The organism is Nocardioides currus, from assembly GCF_003057875.1.
Taxonomy (GTDB): Bacteria; Actinomycetota; Actinomycetes; order Propionibacteriales; family Nocardioidaceae; genus Nocardioides; species Nocardioides currus.
The window spans coordinates 455113-472727 of the sequence record NZ_PYXZ01000001.1; the positions used below are offsets into that span (position 1 = coordinate 455113).

Genomic DNA, 17615 nt, shown 5'->3' on the forward strand with positions numbered 1-17615 from the left:
CGTGCTGGTCGACTGCGTCAGGCGCGGGGCTCGGACACCTCGGACGAGGACCTCGCGGAGCTCGTGGTGCTCGTCGCGCTCTGGGTGCTCGCGTCCTCGGGGGTCGGGTCGGCACCGAGGGACGCCAGCGCGACCGTCTGCTGCTCGACCAGGTCGTACTTCTGGGCGTGCAGCACCGCTCGGCGTACGCGCGAGGGCAGGGTCGACTCGTAGGGCTCCGCCCGCAAGGCCTTCATCAACGAGACGCACATCGCCACGATGATGAGCATGAACGGTCCGGCCACGATGATCACCAGTGTCTGGAGCGCGCCGAGGCCGCCGGAGAAGAGCAGCACCGCGGCGACCGCTCCCTGGGCCACGCCCCAGAAGACGACCAGCCAGCGCATCGGCTCCTCCTCGCCGTGCTGGCTGAGCATCCCCATCACGATCGAGGCCGAGTCGGCGCCGGTGATGAAGAAGATCGCCACGAGGAAGACCGCCAGGACGACCGTCACCGACGCGAGCGGGTATTCGCGCAGGGTCGTGAAGAGCGCACTCTCGGTGCCCTCCTCGGCCAGCACCGCGCCCAGGTCCCTGGCGCCCGAGAGCTGCAGGTCGAAGGCGGCCCCGGCCAGGATCGAGAACCACACGAACGAGACGACGCTGGGAACGAGGATCACGTAGACCACGAACTGGCGGATCGTGCGTCCCTTGGAGATCCGGGCGATGAACATGCCGACGAAGGGCGTCCACGAGATCCACCAGGCCCAGTAGAAGATCGTCCAGGTGCTGAGGAACTCGCTGCCGCCGAAGGCCCCCGTGCGGAAGGCCATCGTGGGCAGGTGCGTGAGGTAGCCCCCGAGCGACTCGGTGAAGGTGCTGAGGATGAAGACCGTCGGTCCGACGACGAAGAGGAAGAAGACCAGCAGCACGGCGGCGATCGCGTTGGCGTTGGAGAGGAACTGCACGCCCTTCTCGATGCCGGTCACCGCCGAGAGCACGAAGCACGTCGTGAGCACCGCGATCACGCCGACCGTGAGCCACTTGGACTCCCCGCTGCTGAAGACGTCGTCGAGGCCACCGGTGATCTGCAGGGCGCCGAGCCCGAGCGAGGTGGCGGAGCCGAAGAGGGTGGCGAAGATGGCGATCACATCGATGGCCTTGCCAGGACCCTCGGTGGCCCGCCTGCCGAGCAGCGGCCCGAAGGTGCCCGAGACCAGGTTGCCGGCTCCCTTGCGGTAGGCGAAGTAGCCGATGGCGAGGCCGATCACGGCGTACATCGACCAGGGGTGGAAGCCCCAGTGGAAGAAGGCGTACTCCATCGCGACCCGGGCGCTGTCCGGCGTCGACGGGTCGCCGCGTCCGGGCGGGATGCTGCCCGCGTCGGTGGCGGTGAGGTAGGTCAGCGGCTCGGCGACGCCCCAGAACATCAAGCCGATGCCCATGCCGGTCGCGAACATCATCGAGACCCACGAGAAGGTCGAGAACTCCGGCTCGGAGTCGTCCGGTCCGAGCTTGATGTTGCCGTAGCGGCTGAGGGCGAGGTAGCCCGAGAACAGCAGGAAGCCGGCGCTGACCAGGATGAAGAGCCACCCGAAGCTCTTCTCGAGCCAGGCGAGGGCCTCACCGGTGCCGGTGCCCATGCCTTCGGAGTCGACGGTCCCCCACAGCAGGAACGCCACCGCGATCGCCGCAGCCACCCCGAAGGTGACCTTGTCCAGGGGCAGTCTCCCCGTCCGGTGGTGCCCACCCTCGTCGCCGCTCCCCGGCAACGTCTCGCGCACTGGTGTCGCCATGCCCTACTCCTTCTCGAGGCGGAGTCGTTGCGCCCTCCGCAACACGTGGCGGAGGACGCAACTACTGTCGTCCTGTGACCCGGATCACGTCAAGCGACGACGATCACTACGACAGCCAGGCGTCGACCTTGTCCTGGTTCTCCTCGACCCACTTCTTGGCCGCGTCCTCCGGGTCCATGCCGTCGGAGGCGATGTAGGCCGCCACGACGTCCTGGTCCTCGTTGGTCCAGGTGAAGTTCTTGACCAGGTCAACGCCCGTCGAGTCGGATCCGGCCCACTCGGTACCGACGATCTTCTTCAGCTCGGTCTCGGGGTAGTCGCACGCCACGTCCTGCGGGTCGGCCTGGCAGCCGTCGGTGTAGGGCGGGAGCGCCACCTTCTCCAGCGGCACCTCGGCCATGAAGTACTGCGGAGCGTAGAAGTACCCGATGAGGAACTCCTTGTTCTCCTCCGCCTTGCGGAACGCCTCGATGCTGGCAGCCTCGGAGCCGGAGAAGACGACCTGGAAGTCGAGGTCGAGGTTGTTCACGATCGCCTCGTCGAACTGGACGTAGGACGGGTCGGCACCGAGGAACTGGCCCTTGCCTCCCGACTCCGAGGTGGCGAAGTCGGCGGCGTACTTGTTCAGGTTGTTGTAGTCGAGGATGTCCGGGTGCTCCTTGGCCAGCCACGGCGGGACGTACCAGCCGATGATGCCCACGTTGCCCTGCGGCCCGAAGTCCTCGGCACTGCCGTCGCCCTCCTCGGCGAAGAACTTCTTCTCCAGGTCGGGGTGGCCCCAGTCCTCGATCACGACGTCGACCTCGCCCGTGCCGAAGCCCTGCCAGGACACGTCCTCCTTCAGCTCCTTGTAGTTCACCGTGCAACCGAGCCGGTCCTCGGCGACCGCGCCCACGACGTAGGCGCTGGCCTCGTAGCCGACCCACGGGTTGACGGCCATGTTGATCTCACCGCACTCGCCGCCGCTCTCGGCGGCCTGCGACTCGTTGGCCTCGGTGGCATCGTCGATGGAGCCCCCGCCGCACGCGGAGAACGCCAACGTGGCGACGGCTGCGAGTGCCCCCAGCCGGGCCCTCCTGCTTGTGGCAATCCTCATGTGCTTCTCCTCATCTTCTCGTTGTTCCCGCACTGTGTTCCCACGCTGTTGCGACGTCATCTGGGCGGCCCGATGGGAAGTCGGACGTTGAAGGCGCGACGCGGCCCCGGGCCGTCGTCGCGGCGCACGTCGGCAGCCGCGCGCGTGATCCGGTCGAGCATCACGCCGAGCAGCACGATGGTCAGGCCGGCAGCGGCGCCCTTGCCCCATGCCTCGCTGCGCGAGAAGCCGTAGACCACGTCGAAGCCGAGCGCACCCGCTCCGACCAGGCCGCCGATCACGGTCATCGACAGCACGTAGAGCAGGCCCTGGTTGGTGGCAAGCACCAGCGAGCCCTTCGCCATCGGCAGCTGGACCTTGGTGATCTCCTGCCACGTGGTCTGGCCGGTGGAGCGTCCCGCCTCGATCGTCGTCGGCGAGACGCCCTTGACCCCGTCCGCGACGAGCTTGATGGCGGCCGGCGCGGCGTACACGATCGCGGCCACGATGGCGGTGAAGCGCGACGGTCCGAAGAGTGCGAGGACGGGGATCAGGTAGACGAAGGGTGGGATGGTCTGGCCCGCGTCGAGGAGCGGCCGGATGCCGAGGTCGACCCGTCGGTCGCGCGCCATCCACACCCCGAAGACCAGCGCCAGCGCCATCACCAGCAGCGTGGCGAAGAGGGTCATGTTGAGGGTGATCATCGCGTCGTGCCACAGGTCGAGGTACCACACGCCGAGCAGGCACACCACGGTGATGACCAGCGCCCGCAGGCCACCGAACACGAGGGAGAGAAGCGCGATCGCGGCGAAGGACACGAACCACGGGGACTCCGCCAGCACCGACTGGACCGGGTTGAGCACCCACTCGGTGATGCCGTCCTTGGTGCCTCCGGTCACGCCGCCGAGGTTGTCCTTGATCCAGTCGACGACGTCGCTGACCCCTGCGCTGATCCGGCCGCCGACGGAGTAGGTCGGGAACTCCGCGAGGGTGACGTAGGTGCGGGAGAGGTAGACGGCGACGAGGGCGGCGACGCCACCGCCGATGACGACCAGGCGACGGCGAGCGACGTTGCTGGTGCCGCCACGCGCGACCCGCTCGGAGCGCTCGCTGGCGGCGGTCGTCGTGCGGTCGAGCATGACGGCCATCAACACGATGAGGGCACCCGGGACGAAGGCGGTGCCGACGTCGTTGACCCGCAGCCCCTGGAGCACCGGCTTGCCGAGACCGGGTCCGTCGACGAAGGAGGCCAGGGTGGCCATCGACAGGGCGGCCAACGTCGTCTGGTTGAGCCCGACGATGATCGTCTTGCGCGCCATCGGCAGCTGCACCTTGAACAACCGCTGCCAGTAGGTCTGGCCCGAGGAGTCGGTGGCCTCGATCGTCGTCGTGGACACCTCACGGATCCCGAAGCCGGCGATGCGGATGATCGGCGGGAGTGCGTAGAGCAGGGTGGCGACGACGGCCGCACTGGTGCCGATGCCGAAGAACAGCACGATCGGCAGGAGGTAGACGAAGGTCGGCATCGTCTGGAGCAAGTCGAGGAACACGGTGACCACGGCGTTGGCGCGGGCGTTGGTGCCGATCCACACCGCGATCGGCAGCCCGATCACGACGGAGAGGAGGACCGAGATCAGCACGATGATCAGCGTGTCCATCGAGGCGTCCCAGAAGCCGAGGACCCCGAAAGCCAGGAAGGACGCGAGCACGAGCAGGGCGATGCGCCAGCTGGCGACGACCAGCCCCACGTAGGTCGCCAGCGCGGTCACCCCGAGCCAGCCGATCTGCGGGACGGGACGCGGGAAGGCTGGCTTGGAGACCAGGCGCTGCAACCAGTCGACGGTGCTGCGGAACCCGTCGGCGATGGCGTTGGTGAACTGCATGACGGGGTTGGTCGAGCGGCCCTCGAGGAGGCCGTTCTGCACCCCGGTCAGGCGATCGTGCAGGTCCGTGCGCGAGAGGCTCGGCAGGTCGAGGGTGTGGTTGCCGCGGGTGAAGAAGTAGACGAGGACCCAGGCCACCACCACGGCGAGGGCCGGGATCCAGCGGCTGAGGCCGGCGTTCTCGACCACCGGCGGCGGCGCTCCCGGCTCGATGGGCCTCGTCGGGGGCGGGTCGACGAGCTGCTGGTCCTCGACGGGGACGCGGGCTCTCGTGCCGGGCCCGGCCTCGCTCACGATTCCTCCTCGGCGACGACGACCCGCATGATGTCCTCCTCGTCGACGACGCCGAGGAGGGTGTCGCCGTCCATGACCCGAATGGGCGCGTCGGAGGCGATCGCGACGCGGGCCGCCTGTCGCACGATGGTGCTGACCGGGAGACTCGGTCCGTCGAGCGCCTCCCCCGCGCGGGGTTCGCGCAGCACCCACTTCAGCGTCAGGACGTGGGCCTTGGGCACCTCGGAGACGAAGTCCTTGACGTAGTCGTCGGCGGGGCGGGCCACGACCTCGTCGGGTGTCCCGATCTGCACGATCTCCCCGTCGCGCAGGATCATGATCCGATCACCCAGCTTGAGAGCCTCGGCGAGGTCGTGGGTGATGAACACCATCGTCTTGCCGAGCTCTCGGTGCAGCCGGATGACCTCGTTCTGCATGTCGCGCCGGATGAGGGGGTCGAGGGCGGAGAAGGGCTCGTCGAAGAGCAGCATCTCCGGGTCGCCGGCGAGGGCCCGGGCGAGGCCGACGCGTTGCTGCATGCCCCCCGAGAGCTGGTCGGGATAGGAGTTCTCGTAGCCGGACAGGCCCACGAGGTCGACGATCTCCGTCGCCTTCGCGCGCCGCTCGGCCTTCTTCACTCCCCGGACCTCGAGTCCGTAGGCGACGTTGTCGATCACCTGGCGGTGGGGCAGCAGGCCGAAGTGCTGGAAGACCATGGAGACCTGCTTGCGGCGTACGTCGCGCAGCTCGCCCGCGGAGGCCGAGGTGATGTCGACGCCGCCGAGCTGGACGGTGCCGCTCGTTGGCTCGATCAGCCGGGTCAGCAACCGCACCAGCGTGGACTTGCCGGAGCCCGAGAGCCCCATCACGACGAAGACCTCACCCGGAGCGACCTCGAACGAGACGTCCTTGACGCCTACCACGTTGCCGGTCTTGGCCTTGAGGTCGGCGCGGGACAGGTCGGCGTCGGGCGTGCCGATGATCTTGTCCGAACGGGGACCGAAGATCTTCCAGAGACCGTCGACCGTCAGGGCTGCCGTCATGAGTGCTCCTCCACATCAGAGTCGGTGAGGGCGTTGCGGGCGTCGCCCGGTGGATACAGCGGCCAGCCGTCGCGGTGGCGGTAGTACGGGACGTCCGCGGGCGCGAGCGGGGTGTTGCCGATGATCAGGTCGGCCGCCTTCTCGGCGACCATCATCACCGGGGCGTAGATGTTGCCGTTGGTGACGAAGGGGAAGACGGAGGCGTCCACGACGCGTAGGCCCTCGGTGCCGTGCACCCGCATGCTCGCGGGGTCGACGACCGACATCTCGTCGGTGCCCATCTTCGCCGTGCACGAGGGGTGCAGCGCGGTCTCGGCGTCCTTGCGGACCCAGTCGAGGATCTCCTCGTCGGTCTCGACCGCGGGCCCCGGCGACAGCTCGCCGCCGTTGAACGGTGCGAAGGCGGGCTGGTTGAGGATCGAGCGGGCCACGCGCACCACCTCGACCCACTCCCGTCGGTCGGACGGCGTCGTCAGGTAGTTGAACTGCATCCGCGGCTTGGCTCGTGGGTCGGTCGAGTCGATCCGCACCCAGCCCCGGGTGTCGGCGTACATCGGGCCGATGTGGACCTGGTAGCCGTGGGCGTACCTGTCCTGGCCTGCCGGCGCCGAGCCGTCGTAGCGGATGGCGATGGGCAGGAAGTGGAACATCAGGTTGGGCCAGTCGACGAGGTCGTTGGAGCGGCAGAAGCCGCCGCCCTCGAAGTGGTTGGAGGCCGCCGTGCCGGTGCGCCGGAGCAGCCACTCGAGCCCGATCCGGGGGCGGTTGCGCCACTTCAGGCCCTCGACGATCGAGACCGGCTGGAGCGAGGCGTACTGGATGTAGACCTCGAGGTGGTCCTGGAGGTTCTCCCCGACCCCGGGCAGGTCGTGGACCATCTGCACGCCGAGGGGCCGGAGGTGCTCGGGGTTGCCGATCCCGGAGAGCTGCAGGAGCTGCGGCGTGTTGATCGCGCCACCGCACAGGACGACCTCGCCGGCCCGGACGCTGCGGTGCCGCCGGCCCGCGCGGAGGTAGTCGACGCCGACGGCACGCCGGCCCTCGAAGCGCACCTTCGTCGCGTGCGCGAAGGTCTCGACGCTCAGGTTGGGGCGGTGCATGACCGGATGGAGGTACGCCCGGGCGGCCGACATCCGCACGCCGCCGACGATGTTGCGGTCGAAGCGGCCGAAGCCCTCCTGGCGGTAGCCGTTGACGTCGTCGGTGAGCGGGTAGCCGGCCTGCTGGGCGGCCTCGAAGAAGGCGCTGAACAGGGGGTTGGTGGCGGGGCTGCGCTCGAGCTTCAGCGGGCCCGAGCCGCCACGCCACGCATTCGCGCCGACGGAGCCGTCCGGCAGGATCAGCGACTCCAGCCGCTTGAAGTAGGGCAGGCAGTGGCGGTAGTCCCACGCCTCCATGCCCGGAGACATCGCCCAGCGGTCGAAGTCCATCGGGTTGCCGCGCTGGAAGATCATCCCGTTGATCGACGACGACCCGCCGAGCACCTTGCCGCGGGCGTGGTAGACCCGCCGGCCGCCCATGCCCGGCTCCGGCTCCGACTCGTAGCGCCAGTCGTAGAGCGGGTTGCCGATCGGGAACGGCAGCGCCGCCGGGGCGTGGATCAGGGGGTCGAAGCGGTCGGTCCGCCCGGCCTCGAGCACCAGCACGCTCGTCGACGGGTCGGCCGAGAGGCGGTTGGCGAGCGCGCAACCGGCCGACCCACCACCCACGATGACGATGTCGTACCGGTCGTCGCCCACGTCAGCCCTCCGACCTCGGGGCGAACCAGTGCTGCACGGCCGGCCGGATGTTGTGCCAGACGTGCTTGGTCTCGCGATACTCCTCCAGCCCGGCCTGCCCGAGCTCGCGGCCGGTGCCGGACTGCTTGTAGCCGCCCCACTCGGCCTGGGGGACGTAGGGGTGGTAGTCGTTGATCCACACCGTGCCCATCCGCAGCCGGCCGGCCACGCGCTGGGCGCGACCGGCGTCCTGGGTCCAGACCGCACCGGCGAGGCCGTAGATGCTGTCGTTGGCGATCGTGACCGCGTCGTCCTCGTCGCTGAAGGTCTCGACGGTCAGCACCGGCCCGAACGACTCGTCCTGGGTCACCGCCATGTCGCTGCGACACCCGTCGAGCACGGTCGGGAGGTAGTAGAAGCCGTCCGCGAGGGCCGGGTCGTCGGGCCGGGCCCCGCCGCAGCGCAGCACCGCTCCCTCGGCGAGCCCGCGAGCGACGTACGCCTCGACCTTGTCGCGGTGGGCGGAGCTGGTGAGCGGTCCGGTCTCGGCCTTCTCGTCGAAGGGACCGCCGAGCCGGATGTCGCGGGCGCGGGCGACGAGCGCGTCGACGAACTCGTCGTGGATCGACTCCTCGACCACGAGCCGCGCGCCCGCCGAGCAGACCTGGCCGGAGTGGAGGAAGACCGCGGTCAGGGCGTAGTCGAGGGCGACCTCGAGGTCGGCGTCGGCGAAGACGATGTTGGGGTTCTTGCCGCCCAGCTCGAGGGCGACCTTCTTGACGGTCGCCGCGGCCGCCGCCGCGATGGCGCGTCCCGTCTCGAGCCCGCCGGTGAAGGAGACGAGGTCGACGCGTGGGTCGGACGAGAGGGGCGCGCCCGCGCTGGCGCCCGCACCGAGCACGAGGTTGCCCACGCCCGCGGGCAGGCCGGCCTCCTCGAGCAGCCGCATCAGGTGGATGGCGGAGTGCGGGGTGAGCTCGCTGGGCTTGAGCACGAAGGTGTTGCCGGCGGCCAGGCACGGCGCGACCTTCCACGACACCTGGAGGAGCGGGTAGTTCCACGGTGTGACCAGGCCGCACACGCCGACCGGCTCGTGCACGATGCGGCTGACGACGTCGGGGTTGCCGGTGTCGACGACGCGGCCGGAGTCCTCGGCCGCGATGCGCCCGTAGTGGCGGAAGACGGCGACGACGTCCGCGACGTCGTACTGCCCCTCGACGAAGCGCTTGCCGGTGTCGAGCGACTCCATCCGCGCGATCGCGTCGGTGTCGCGCTCCAGCAGGTCGGCCAGCCTCAGCAGCAGGTCACCACGCTCGCGGCTCGGCGTCGACGACCACGCGCCGTCGTGGAAGGCGCGGTGGGCGGCCGCGATCGCCGCCTCGGTGTCGGCGGCGCCTGCCTCGTCGACCTCGGCGACGAGCGTGCCGTCAGCCGGGCAGCGGATCTCCCGGCGCTCGCCCGACTGCGCGACCGTCCACGACCCATCGATGTAGAGCTCCGGCACGCAGGACCCACTCTCGGCACAATTCTGTTGCGTATGTCGCAACCGGATGCTCCGAGCGCAACCAGCCAGACAGTCCGAGGATGCTCGGACAGCTCGCGCTCGTCAAGGGTGGTCGGACCGGTGCGTCGGATCGGACCATCGGGTCCGTCGGGCCACACAGGCTAGCGGTGCCCCCACCCGAGCCGGTGGGAGACCTCGACGGCGGCGGCGACCACCAGGGCGACGGCCGCGTCGAGCCGGTCCTGCGGCATCCGGAAGGACGGACCGGACACGCTCATCGACGCCACCACGTCGCCGTGGGCGTTGCGGATGGGCGCGGCCACGGCCGCCAGCCCGACCTCGAGCTCGTCCACCGCGAGGGCGTACCCCTGGGTGCGCACCCGGGCGAGCTCCTCGCGCAGCGGCGCCCGCCTGGTGATGGTCTGCGGGGTGTACGGCGCCAGCTTGCCGAGCACGGCGTCGAGGGCCGCGTCGTCGAGGCCGGAGAGGAGCACCTTGCCGTTGCTCGTGGCGTGGAGCGGGATGTGCTGGCCGACCCAGTTGTGCGGCTGCAGGGCCGAGGACCCGGCGACCTGGTCGAGGTAGAGCGCCGAGCTCTCCGACAGCACGGCGACGTTGACCGTCTCGCCGGTGTCGGCCGCGAGCTGGCGGCAGATGGGCCGCGCCTCCTGGACCAGGTCGAGCCGCGCGGTCGTGGCACCCGCCAGCCGGAGGATCCCGACGCCGAGCCGGTAGCGGCCGCGGTCGGTGGTCTGCTCGACGAGCCGGTGCGCCTCCAGCGTGGCGACGAGCCGGAAGGCGGTGCTCTTGTGGACGCCGAGCTCGCCGGCGATCTCGGTGACGCCGGCCTCGCCGATGCGGGCCAGCACCTCGAGGATCCCCAGCGCCCGGTCGACGGACTGCACGCCCTGGCCGGTGGTGGCGGGGACGTCGTCGGCCAGCGTGTCGGCCGGCGTGTCGATCAGCGTGTCGTCCGCCTTGCCCATGGCCGGAGACTAGCGCACAGCGTGTTGCGTATCGCAGACTGCGTTTCGTCGAGCGCAACAACTCGTCCTGCTGGTTCTTCCGAGGAGTTCCATGGTCAGCCCCGCCGTCCAGGCATCACGCGCGTCCGAGTTCGTGCTCATCCTCTCCTGCCCCGACCGGCCCGGCATCGTGCACGCGGTCTCCGGGTTCCTGGTCGAGCGGGCCGGCAACATCGTCGAGAGCCAGCAGTTCGGCGACCAGCTCACGGACCGCTTCTTCATGCGCATCGACTTCGAGATCGACGGCCCGGCGACGGCCGAGTCGCTGCGGGCGGACTTCGCGGGAGTCGCCGGCCGCTTCGACATGGACTTCGAGCTGTGGACCGCGCAGGCGCCGTACCGCACGCTGATCATGGTCTCCAGGCAGCTGCACTGCCTCAACGACCTGCTCTTCCGCGCCAGCACCGGCGCCCTGCAGATCGAGATCCCGGCCGTGGTCTCCAACCACCGCGACGCGGAGCCGCTCGTGCGGTCCTACGGGCTGGACTTCCACCACGTCCCGGTCACTCCGGAGACCAAGACCGACGCCGAGAAGCGGCTGATGGAGCTCGTGGACGGGACCGGCGCGCACCTCGTCGTGCTCGCGCGCTACATGCAGGTGCTCTCCGACGACCTGTGTCGCCAGCTGTCGGGGCGTGCCATCAACATCCACCACTCGTTCCTGCCGAGCTTCAAGGGGGCGAAGCCCTACCACCAGGCGTTCGACCGTGGCGTGAAGCTGGTCGGCGCGACGGCCCACTACGTCACGGCCGACCTCGACGAGGGACCGATCATCGAGCAGGACGTGATCCGGGTCGACCACACCTACGACCAGGACCAGCTCGTCGCCGCCGGACGCGACGTCGAGGCCCAGGTGCTCTCGCGAGCGGTGCGCTGGCACGCGCAGTCGCGGGTGCTGCTGAACGGCGAGCGGACCGTCGTCTTCCGCTGACCCATCGAGAGAGGTTGCTCCCCCATGCTGTCGGACATCGAGATCGCCAACGCGGCCACCCTGCAACCGATCCGCGACGTCGCGGCCTCGACCCTGGGCATCGACGAGGAGCACCTCGTCCCCTACGGCCACTACAAGGCGAAGGTCGACCTGTCCTACCTGGCCGGCCTCGCCGACCGTCCGCTCGGCAAGCTGGTGCTGGTCACCGCGCTCTCCCCCACGCCACCCGGCGAGGGCAAGACCACGACCACCGTCGGCCTGACCGACGCGCTGCACGGCCTCGGCCACCGCACCGTCGCCTGCCTGCGCGAGCCGTCGATGGGACCGGTGTTCGGCATGAAGGGCGGCGCGGCCGGCGGCGGCTACAGCCAGGTCGTGCCGATGACCGACATCAACCTCCACTTCACCGGTGACTTCGCTGCCATCGCCGCGGCCAACAACCTGCTCGCCGCCCTGATCGACAACCACGTCCACCACGGCAACGAGCTCGACATCGACGTGCGCAGCGTGACCTGGAAGCGGGTGCTCGACACCAACGACCGTGCGCTGCGCCAGGTCGCCGTCGCGATGGGCGGGCACGCCAACGGCTTCCCGCGCGAGGACGGCTTCGACATCGTGGTCGCCTCGGAGCTGATGGCGATCTTCTGCCTCACCGAGTCGTGGGCAGACCTCAAGAGGCGCATCGGCGACATCGTCATCGGCTACACCCGCGACACCAAGCCGGTGACCGCCCGCGAGCTCGGCGCCGACGGGGCGATGTCGGTGCTGCTGCGCGACGCCCTCGCGCCCAACCTCGTGCAGACCCTCGAGGGGGCGCCGGCCTTCGTGCACGGCGGGCCCTTCGCCAACATCGCGCACGGCTGCAGCTCGGTCTCGGCGACGCGAGCCGGACTCCGGCTGGCCGACATCGTGGTCACCGAGGCGGGCTTCGGTGCCGACCTCGGGGCCGAGAAGTTCGTCGACATCAAGTGCCGCAAGTCCGGGCTGCGTCCCGACGTCGCGGTCGTGGTGGCGACGGTCCGGGCGCTGAAGTACCACGGCGGCGTCGCGCTCCCCGACCTCGGCACGGAGGACCTCGGCGCCGTCGAGGCCGGCATGGTCAACCTGCGCCGTCACCTCGCCAACATCCGCAACGTCTACGGCATCCCGTGCGTGGTCGCGGTCAACCGGTTCCCGACCGACACCGACGCCGAGATCGCGAAGGTCGTCGAGCTCGTCGCGGCCGAGGGCGTCTCGGCGTTCCCCGCCACACACTTCGCCGAGGGCGGGGTGGGCGCCCGCGACCTGGCCAACGGCGTGCTGACGATGCTCGAGCAGCCCTCGCCGTACACCTTCTCCTTCACCTACGACGACGCCGACCCGCTGACGGAGAAGGTCGAGGCGATCGCGACGCGGTTGTACGGCGCCGGCCTGGTCACCTGGGACGCGCGGGCGCGTCGTCGGCTCGAGCGCATCGAGCGGGACGGCTACGGCGACCTGCCGGTCTGCGTCGCGAAGACGCAGTACTCCTTCTCCACCGACCCGACGTCGCTCGGCGCCCCGTCGGGCCACGAGCTGCACGTGCGCGAGGTGCGCCTGTCCGCCGGCGCGGGCTTCGTGGTCGTCGTGTGCGGCGACATGATGACGATGCCCGGCCTCCCCCGCGACCCGTCGGCCGCCCGGATCGACCTCGCCGACGACGGGACGATCCTCGGGCTGAGCTGAGGGCCGCGGCGTCGCCATCCGTCCGGGGCCTCGGCGGCGAACAACGGGCATGAGCCAGCCCGAGACCATGTTCGCCAGCCGCAGCGTGCCCCGGCACCTGGTGCGTGGAGCGCTGGGCCTGCCGATGATGGTGGCGGCGTTCGCGCTGGTGCCGTGGGTCGGGCCGCTCGCGCTCCTGCTCGTGGTGCCGGCCGCGGTGCTGCTGCGCGGGTGCCCGGGATGCTGGGCCATGGGTCTGGCGCAGACCTGCGCCCTCCGCCACGAGCGAAGGCAGTCCCCGAGCTCGTTGCGCCGACGGACGACGTAGTCCAGGAGCTCGTCGCGGGCGGTGGCCGCAGATCGAGGCGTCGCCTGGTCGGGCACCCGGTCAACCGACTCGCAGCGGAACGATGCACGCGCCCCAGCCGGGGTCCGTCTCGATCCAGCTGATCGGTCCGAAGAGCACGGCCGCCGCGTTCTCCCACCCGGTGCTGCAGCTGTCCTCGTGGAAGTACCCGAAATGACGCGCGTAGACCCACCCCGAACCGAGCCACGCGACGAGCACGACCAGCAGCACGCTCGTCAGCACGCGACGTCTCGACATCGGATCCTCCACATCACCGGGCTCGTGATGCGTACGACGGTTCGGCCGGGGCGCGCGTTCCGGCCTGGCGTCACGGCACAGCGAGTTCCTGACCGGGAGGGCGTTCCGAGCAACCCCGCGAACGCTCAGCGCCGTACGACTTCATGGGCGAGTCGCGAACTTCGTGCAGCATGCTTGCCACGGGATGTTCGGGTTTCCCCGGGTAGCCGGGGAAACCGCGAGCGCCCCGGCCCTCAGTCCCCGAGCTCCTTGCGCCGACGGATGACGTAGTCCTGGAGCTCGTCGCGGATGGCGTCGTCGAGGGGCGGCTGCTCGTACTCCGTGAGCGTCTTCCTGTACGCCACCTCGGCGCGGGCGTTGGCGTCGTGGCCGCCGTTGCGCATCCAGCGCTCGTAGTTCTCCGACGAGGAGAGCAGCGGGCGGTAGAAGCAGGTGCGGAAGCGCTCCATCGTGTGCATCGCGCCGAGGAAGTGCCCGCCGTGGCCGACCTCCTCGTGGGCGCCGAAGGCCATCGAGTCCTCGTCGATCTCGAGCGGCGTGAACTCGTGGCGCAGCATCTGCAGCAGCTCGATGTCGACGATGAACTTCTCGTAGCCGGCGACCAGTCCGCCCTCGAGCCAGCCGGCCGAGTGCATGACCCAGTTGGCGCCGGCGAGGAAGGTCGGCATCAGCGTCATCAGCGCCTCGTAGCCCGCCTGCGCGTCGGCGACCTGCGAGGAGGTCAGCCCGCCACCGGTGCGGAACGGCAGCCCGAAGTGCCGAGCGATCTGCCCGGTGCACAGCAGGCCGAGGCCGGACTCGGGGGTGCCGAAGGTCGGCGAGCCCGACTGCATGTCGATGTTGGAGAGGAAGGAGCCGAAGATCACCGGGGTGCCGGGGCGGATCAGCTGCGACAGCGCGATCCCCGAGAGCGCCTCGACGATCTGCTGCACCAGGGCGGCCGGGATCGTCACCGGCGACATCGCACCCATCAGGATGAACGGGGTCAGCACGACGGGCTGGCCGGCGCCGGAGTACTCGAACTGCGCCTCCAGCATCCGGTCGTCCCAGCGCAGCGGCGAGTTGCAGTTGATCAGCGAGATCGTCGCAGGGGTCTCCTCGATCGCCTCGCGCGAGCCGAAGAGGATCGAGGTCATCTCCAGTGTGTCCGCGGCGTTGACCCCGGACACGACGTTGCCCATGTAGACCTTGTCAGTCAGCGTCTGCAGCGCGTAGGTCATGTCGAGGTGGCGGCTGTCGAGCGGGGTGTCGTTGGGCTCGCAGATCACGCCGCCCGCGGAGTCGAGCACCGGGAACGACTGGGCCAGCATCGTGAAGTTGCGGAAGTCGTCCATGGTCGCGTCGCGGCGTACGTCGCCCTGCCGCACGAACGGCGGCCCGTAGACCGCGCCGAAGGCCATCGAGTCGCCGCCGATGTGGATCGAGTGCTCGGGGTTGCGCGCCTGCACGTCGAACTCGCGGGGCGCCTTCGCCACCTGCTCGAGCACGAAGTCGGGGTCGAGGAAGACCGTGTTGCCCTCGACCCGCTGGCCCGCCTTGCGGAACAGCTCGAGCGCCCGGTCGTCCATGAACTCGACGCCGATCTCGGTCATCAGCCTGCGCCAGCCCTTGTCGAGCATGGCCATCGCGTCCTGCGACAGGACCTCGTAGCGGGGCATCGCGTTGCGGAACACGGCTCTCCTCCTTGACCTCAACTCGTCGAGGCTCTTAGCCTCATCATGTGGAACCAAGGTTCCACATCATGGAACGCGAGGGAACCCCCGCAGAGGAGCAGTCGTGACCGAGGCCGCCACCGGCACCCGTGCCGTCGACCGCGCCGCCGACCTGGTGGCGACGGTCGTGCGCGCCGACGAGCCGCTGAGCTTCGCCGACCTCCAGGACGCGAGCGGCCTCGCGAAGTCCACGACCTCGCGCATGCTCACCGCGCTCGAGCGCTCGGGCCTGCTCGAGCGCGACGGCAGCGGGTCCTACGTCGCCGGCCGGCTGTTCTGGTTGTACGCCGCCCGCCACGACCCCTGGGACGAGCTGGTCCGTCTCTCCCGCCCCGCCATGGACGCGATCGGCGAGGAGACCGGCGAGACGGTCCACCTCAGCGTCACCCGCGGCGACCGGGTCGTGCAGGTCGCGCAGGTCGACTCGACGTACCTCCTCGGCACCCGTGACTGGACCGAGGTCGACGTGCCGGCCCACTGCTCCGCCCTCGGCAAGGTGCTCCTGGCGTGGGGCGCCCTCGCGCTGCCCGCGGCTCCGCTCGAGCAGCCCACCGAGGCCACGATCACCACCCTCACCGGCCTGCGCCGCGACGGCGCGCGCACCCGCGACCGTGGCTGGTCGGTCACCGTCGACGAGCTCGAGCTGGGCCTCACCGGTGTCGCGGCCCCCGTCTTCGGGGTGCACGGCGACGTGGTCGCCGCGCTCGGCATTTCCGGGCCGACCTCGCGCCTGGAGGGACGTCTCGACGAGCTCGGGCGCCTGCTCTCGGCGCACGCTCGCGCGCTCTCGACGCTGCTGCGCGGCAGCAATCACGGTTCCGCACACGAGAAGGTGGTGGTCGCATGACTCCCGAGGAGATCCTGCAAGCCCTGTACGACGAGACGCTGGTCGGCAACGCCCCGCGCGTCCTCGAGCTCACCAACGAGGGACTGACCCTCGACATGGAGCCGCAGACGCTGTTGTTCGACGCCCTCATCCCCTCGCTCGAGGAGGTGGGCGCGCGCTTCGAGCGCGGCGACTTCTTCGTGCCCGAGATGCTCATCGCCGGCCGGGCGATGGCGGGAGCCATGGAACGGCTGCGACCCCTGCTCGCCGAGACCGGCGTGCAGACCATCGGCAAGTTCCTGATGGGCACGGTCAAGGGCGACGTCCACGACATTGGCAAGAACCTCGTCAACATCATGCTCGAGGGCGCCGGCTTCGAGGTGATCGACCTCGGCGTCCAGGTGGCGCCCGAGAAGTTCGTGGCCGCGATCGAGGAGCACCAGCCCGACATCGTCGGGTTCTCGGCCTTCCTCACCACGACCATGCCGATGTTCAAGGCCAACATGAACGCCCTCGAGAAGGCCGGCATCCGCGACAGCGTGATCGTGATGGTGGGCGGCGCGCCGGTCACCCAGGAGTACGCCGACGCGGTCGGCGCCGACGGCTACGCCGCCGACGCGTCCCAGACCGTGAAGCGGGCCAAGAAGCTGCTCGACGAGCGACGCGCGAAGGTGCCTGCCTGATGGCGGCCGAGCCGCTGCGCACCGTCCTGCGCTCCGCCACCAAGGAGGTCGTGGTCGGCCACGACCAGCCGTTCTGCATCATCGGCGAGCGCATCAACCCCACCGGACGGCGGATCTTCCAGGAGCAGCTGCGCGCCGGCGACTTCTCCGCCATCGAGCGCGACGTCAAGGCACAGGTCGAGGGCGGGGCCGACGTGCTCGACATCAACATGGGCGTCCCGCTCACCGACGAGCCCGAGCTGCTGGCCAAGGCGATCCAGATGGTCCAGGAGCTGACCGACCTCCCCATCTGCATCGACTCCTCGGTCGTGGAGGCGCTCGAGGCGGGCCTGTCGGTCTACCAGGGCCGCGCGCTGGTCAACTCGATCACCGCCGAGGACGACCGGATGGCGGCGATCCTCCCGCTCGTCAAGAAGTACGACGCCGCGATCATCGCCCTCCCCAACGACCACGACGAGATCCCGATGGAGGCCGACAAGCGCGTCGAGCTCACCGGCAAGATCATCCGCGTCGCGACGCAGGAGTTCGGCATCGCCCAAGCCGACATCGTCATCGACCCGCTCGCCATGCCGATCGGCGCCGACACCACCACGTCGCTGGTCACCTTCGAGGTGATGCGCCGCATCCGCGACGACTTCGGCGTCAACATGACCTGCGGCGCCTCCAACGTCTCCTTCGGCATGCCCGGTCGACACGCCCTCAACTCCGCGTGGCTGCCGATGGCGATGGCGTCGGGGCTCACCAGCGCGATCACCGACGCCCGTACGCCGCAGATCGTCGAGGCCGTCAAGGCCGCCGACCTCTTCCTGGGCCACGACGACTGGGGCATGGCCTGGATCTCGGCGCACCGGGCGAAGCAGGCGGCGGCCGAGGCGTGAAC

General features: G+C 70.0%; 15 protein-coding genes. 6 read left to right on the plus strand and 9 right to left on the minus strand.

All coding sequences use genetic code 11. From position 1 onward, the window contains the following. Positions 1–17 precede the first annotated feature (17 nt). The 7 genes from C7S10_RS02165 to C7S10_RS02195 form a co-directional block, all read right to left on the minus strand. A complete protein-coding gene (locus C7S10_RS02165) occupies positions 18–1775 on the minus strand; it encodes a BCCT family transporter (protein WP_108342753.1) in 1758 nt (585 codons plus the stop codon). Between the two features lie 106 nt (positions 1776–1881). Then, positions 1882–2871, minus strand: a complete 990-nt coding sequence (locus tag C7S10_RS02170) for an ABC transporter substrate-binding protein (protein ID WP_108342754.1) — start codon at positions 2869–2871, stop codon at positions 1882–1884. Between the two features lie 56 nt (positions 2872–2927). Continuing rightward, positions 2928–5027, minus strand: coding sequence for an ABC transporter permease (locus tag C7S10_RS02175; protein ID WP_243395154.1), 2100 nt, complete (start codon positions 5025–5027; stop codon positions 2928–2930). Further along, complete coding sequence (locus C7S10_RS02180) at positions 5024–6049, minus strand: quaternary amine ABC transporter ATP-binding protein (protein WP_108342755.1); 1026 nt, start codon at positions 6047–6049, stop codon at positions 5024–5026. The genes C7S10_RS02175 and C7S10_RS02180 overlap by 4 nt, the downstream gene beginning before the upstream one ends. Further along, positions 6046–7788, minus strand: coding sequence for a choline dehydrogenase (gene betA / locus C7S10_RS02185; RefSeq protein ID WP_108342756.1), 1743 nt, complete (start codon positions 7786–7788; stop codon positions 6046–6048). The genes C7S10_RS02180 and betA overlap by 4 nt, the downstream gene beginning before the upstream one ends. Before the next feature lies 1 nt (position 7789). After that, entirely contained in the window at positions 7790–9271 is a 1482-nt protein-coding gene (locus C7S10_RS02190; RefSeq protein WP_108342757.1) for an aldehyde dehydrogenase family protein, read from the minus strand. 161 nt (positions 9272–9432) lie between these two features. Next, on the minus strand, positions 9433–10257 hold the full coding sequence (locus C7S10_RS02195) for an IclR family transcriptional regulator (RefSeq protein WP_207769195.1): 825 nt from the start codon (positions 10255–10257) through the stop codon (positions 9433–9435). 91 nt (positions 10258–10348) lie between these two features. Here C7S10_RS02195 and purU point away from each other — a divergent pair, with 91 nt between their 5' ends. The 3 genes from purU to C7S10_RS02210 are packed head-to-tail and all read left to right on the plus strand — an operon-like array spanning position 10349 to position 13238. Next, the gene (purU, locus tag C7S10_RS02200) at positions 10349–11227 is read left to right on the plus strand and encodes a formyltetrahydrofolate deformylase (protein ID WP_108342758.1); all 879 of its coding nucleotides are present in this window, start codon (positions 10349–10351) and stop codon (positions 11225–11227) included. Between the two features lie 24 nt (positions 11228–11251). After that, positions 11252–12931, plus strand: a complete 1680-nt coding sequence (locus tag C7S10_RS02205; RefSeq protein ID WP_108342759.1) for a formate--tetrahydrofolate ligase — start codon at positions 11252–11254, stop codon at positions 12929–12931. Positions 12932–12980: 49 nt separating this feature from the next. Continuing rightward, complete coding sequence (locus tag C7S10_RS02210) at positions 12981–13238, plus strand: hypothetical protein (protein WP_108342760.1); 258 nt, start codon at positions 12981–12983, stop codon at positions 13236–13238. A 60-nt stretch (positions 13239–13298) separates the two neighbouring features. Here the strand turns inward: C7S10_RS02210 and C7S10_RS02215 are convergent, their stop codons facing one another. Together C7S10_RS02215 and C7S10_RS02220 are read right to left on the minus strand one after the other, a co-directional pair. After that, a complete protein-coding gene (locus C7S10_RS02215; RefSeq protein ID WP_133176408.1) occupies positions 13299–13514 on the minus strand; it encodes a hypothetical protein in 216 nt (71 codons plus the stop codon). A 233-nt stretch (positions 13515–13747) separates the two neighbouring features. Beyond that, entirely contained in the window at positions 13748–15187 is a 1440-nt protein-coding gene (locus C7S10_RS02220; RefSeq protein WP_108342762.1) for a trimethylamine methyltransferase family protein, read from the minus strand. 103 nt (positions 15188–15290) lie between these two features. On the opposite strand from C7S10_RS02220, the gene C7S10_RS02230 reads away from it, so the two are divergent. From C7S10_RS02230 to C7S10_RS02240, 3 genes are read left to right on the plus strand one after another with little or no spacing between them, the layout of a single operon-like run. Beyond that, positions 15291–16073 carry an IclR family transcriptional regulator gene (locus C7S10_RS02230; protein ID WP_133176409.1) on the plus strand — a complete coding sequence of 261 codons (783 nt, stop codon included), beginning with the start codon at positions 15291–15293 and terminating at the stop codon, positions 16071–16073. After that, entirely contained in the window at positions 16070–16735 is a 666-nt protein-coding gene (locus C7S10_RS02235; protein ID WP_108342763.1) for a corrinoid protein, read from the plus strand. The genes C7S10_RS02230 and C7S10_RS02235 overlap by 4 nt, the downstream gene beginning before the upstream one ends. Then, positions 16735–17613: a dihydropteroate synthase gene (locus tag C7S10_RS02240; RefSeq protein ID WP_108342764.1), complete on the plus strand. Its 879-nt coding sequence runs from the start codon at positions 16735–16737 to the stop codon at positions 17611–17613. Before C7S10_RS02235 ends, C7S10_RS02240 begins: the two co-directional genes overlap by 1 nt. Positions 17614–17615 lie beyond the last annotated feature (2 nt).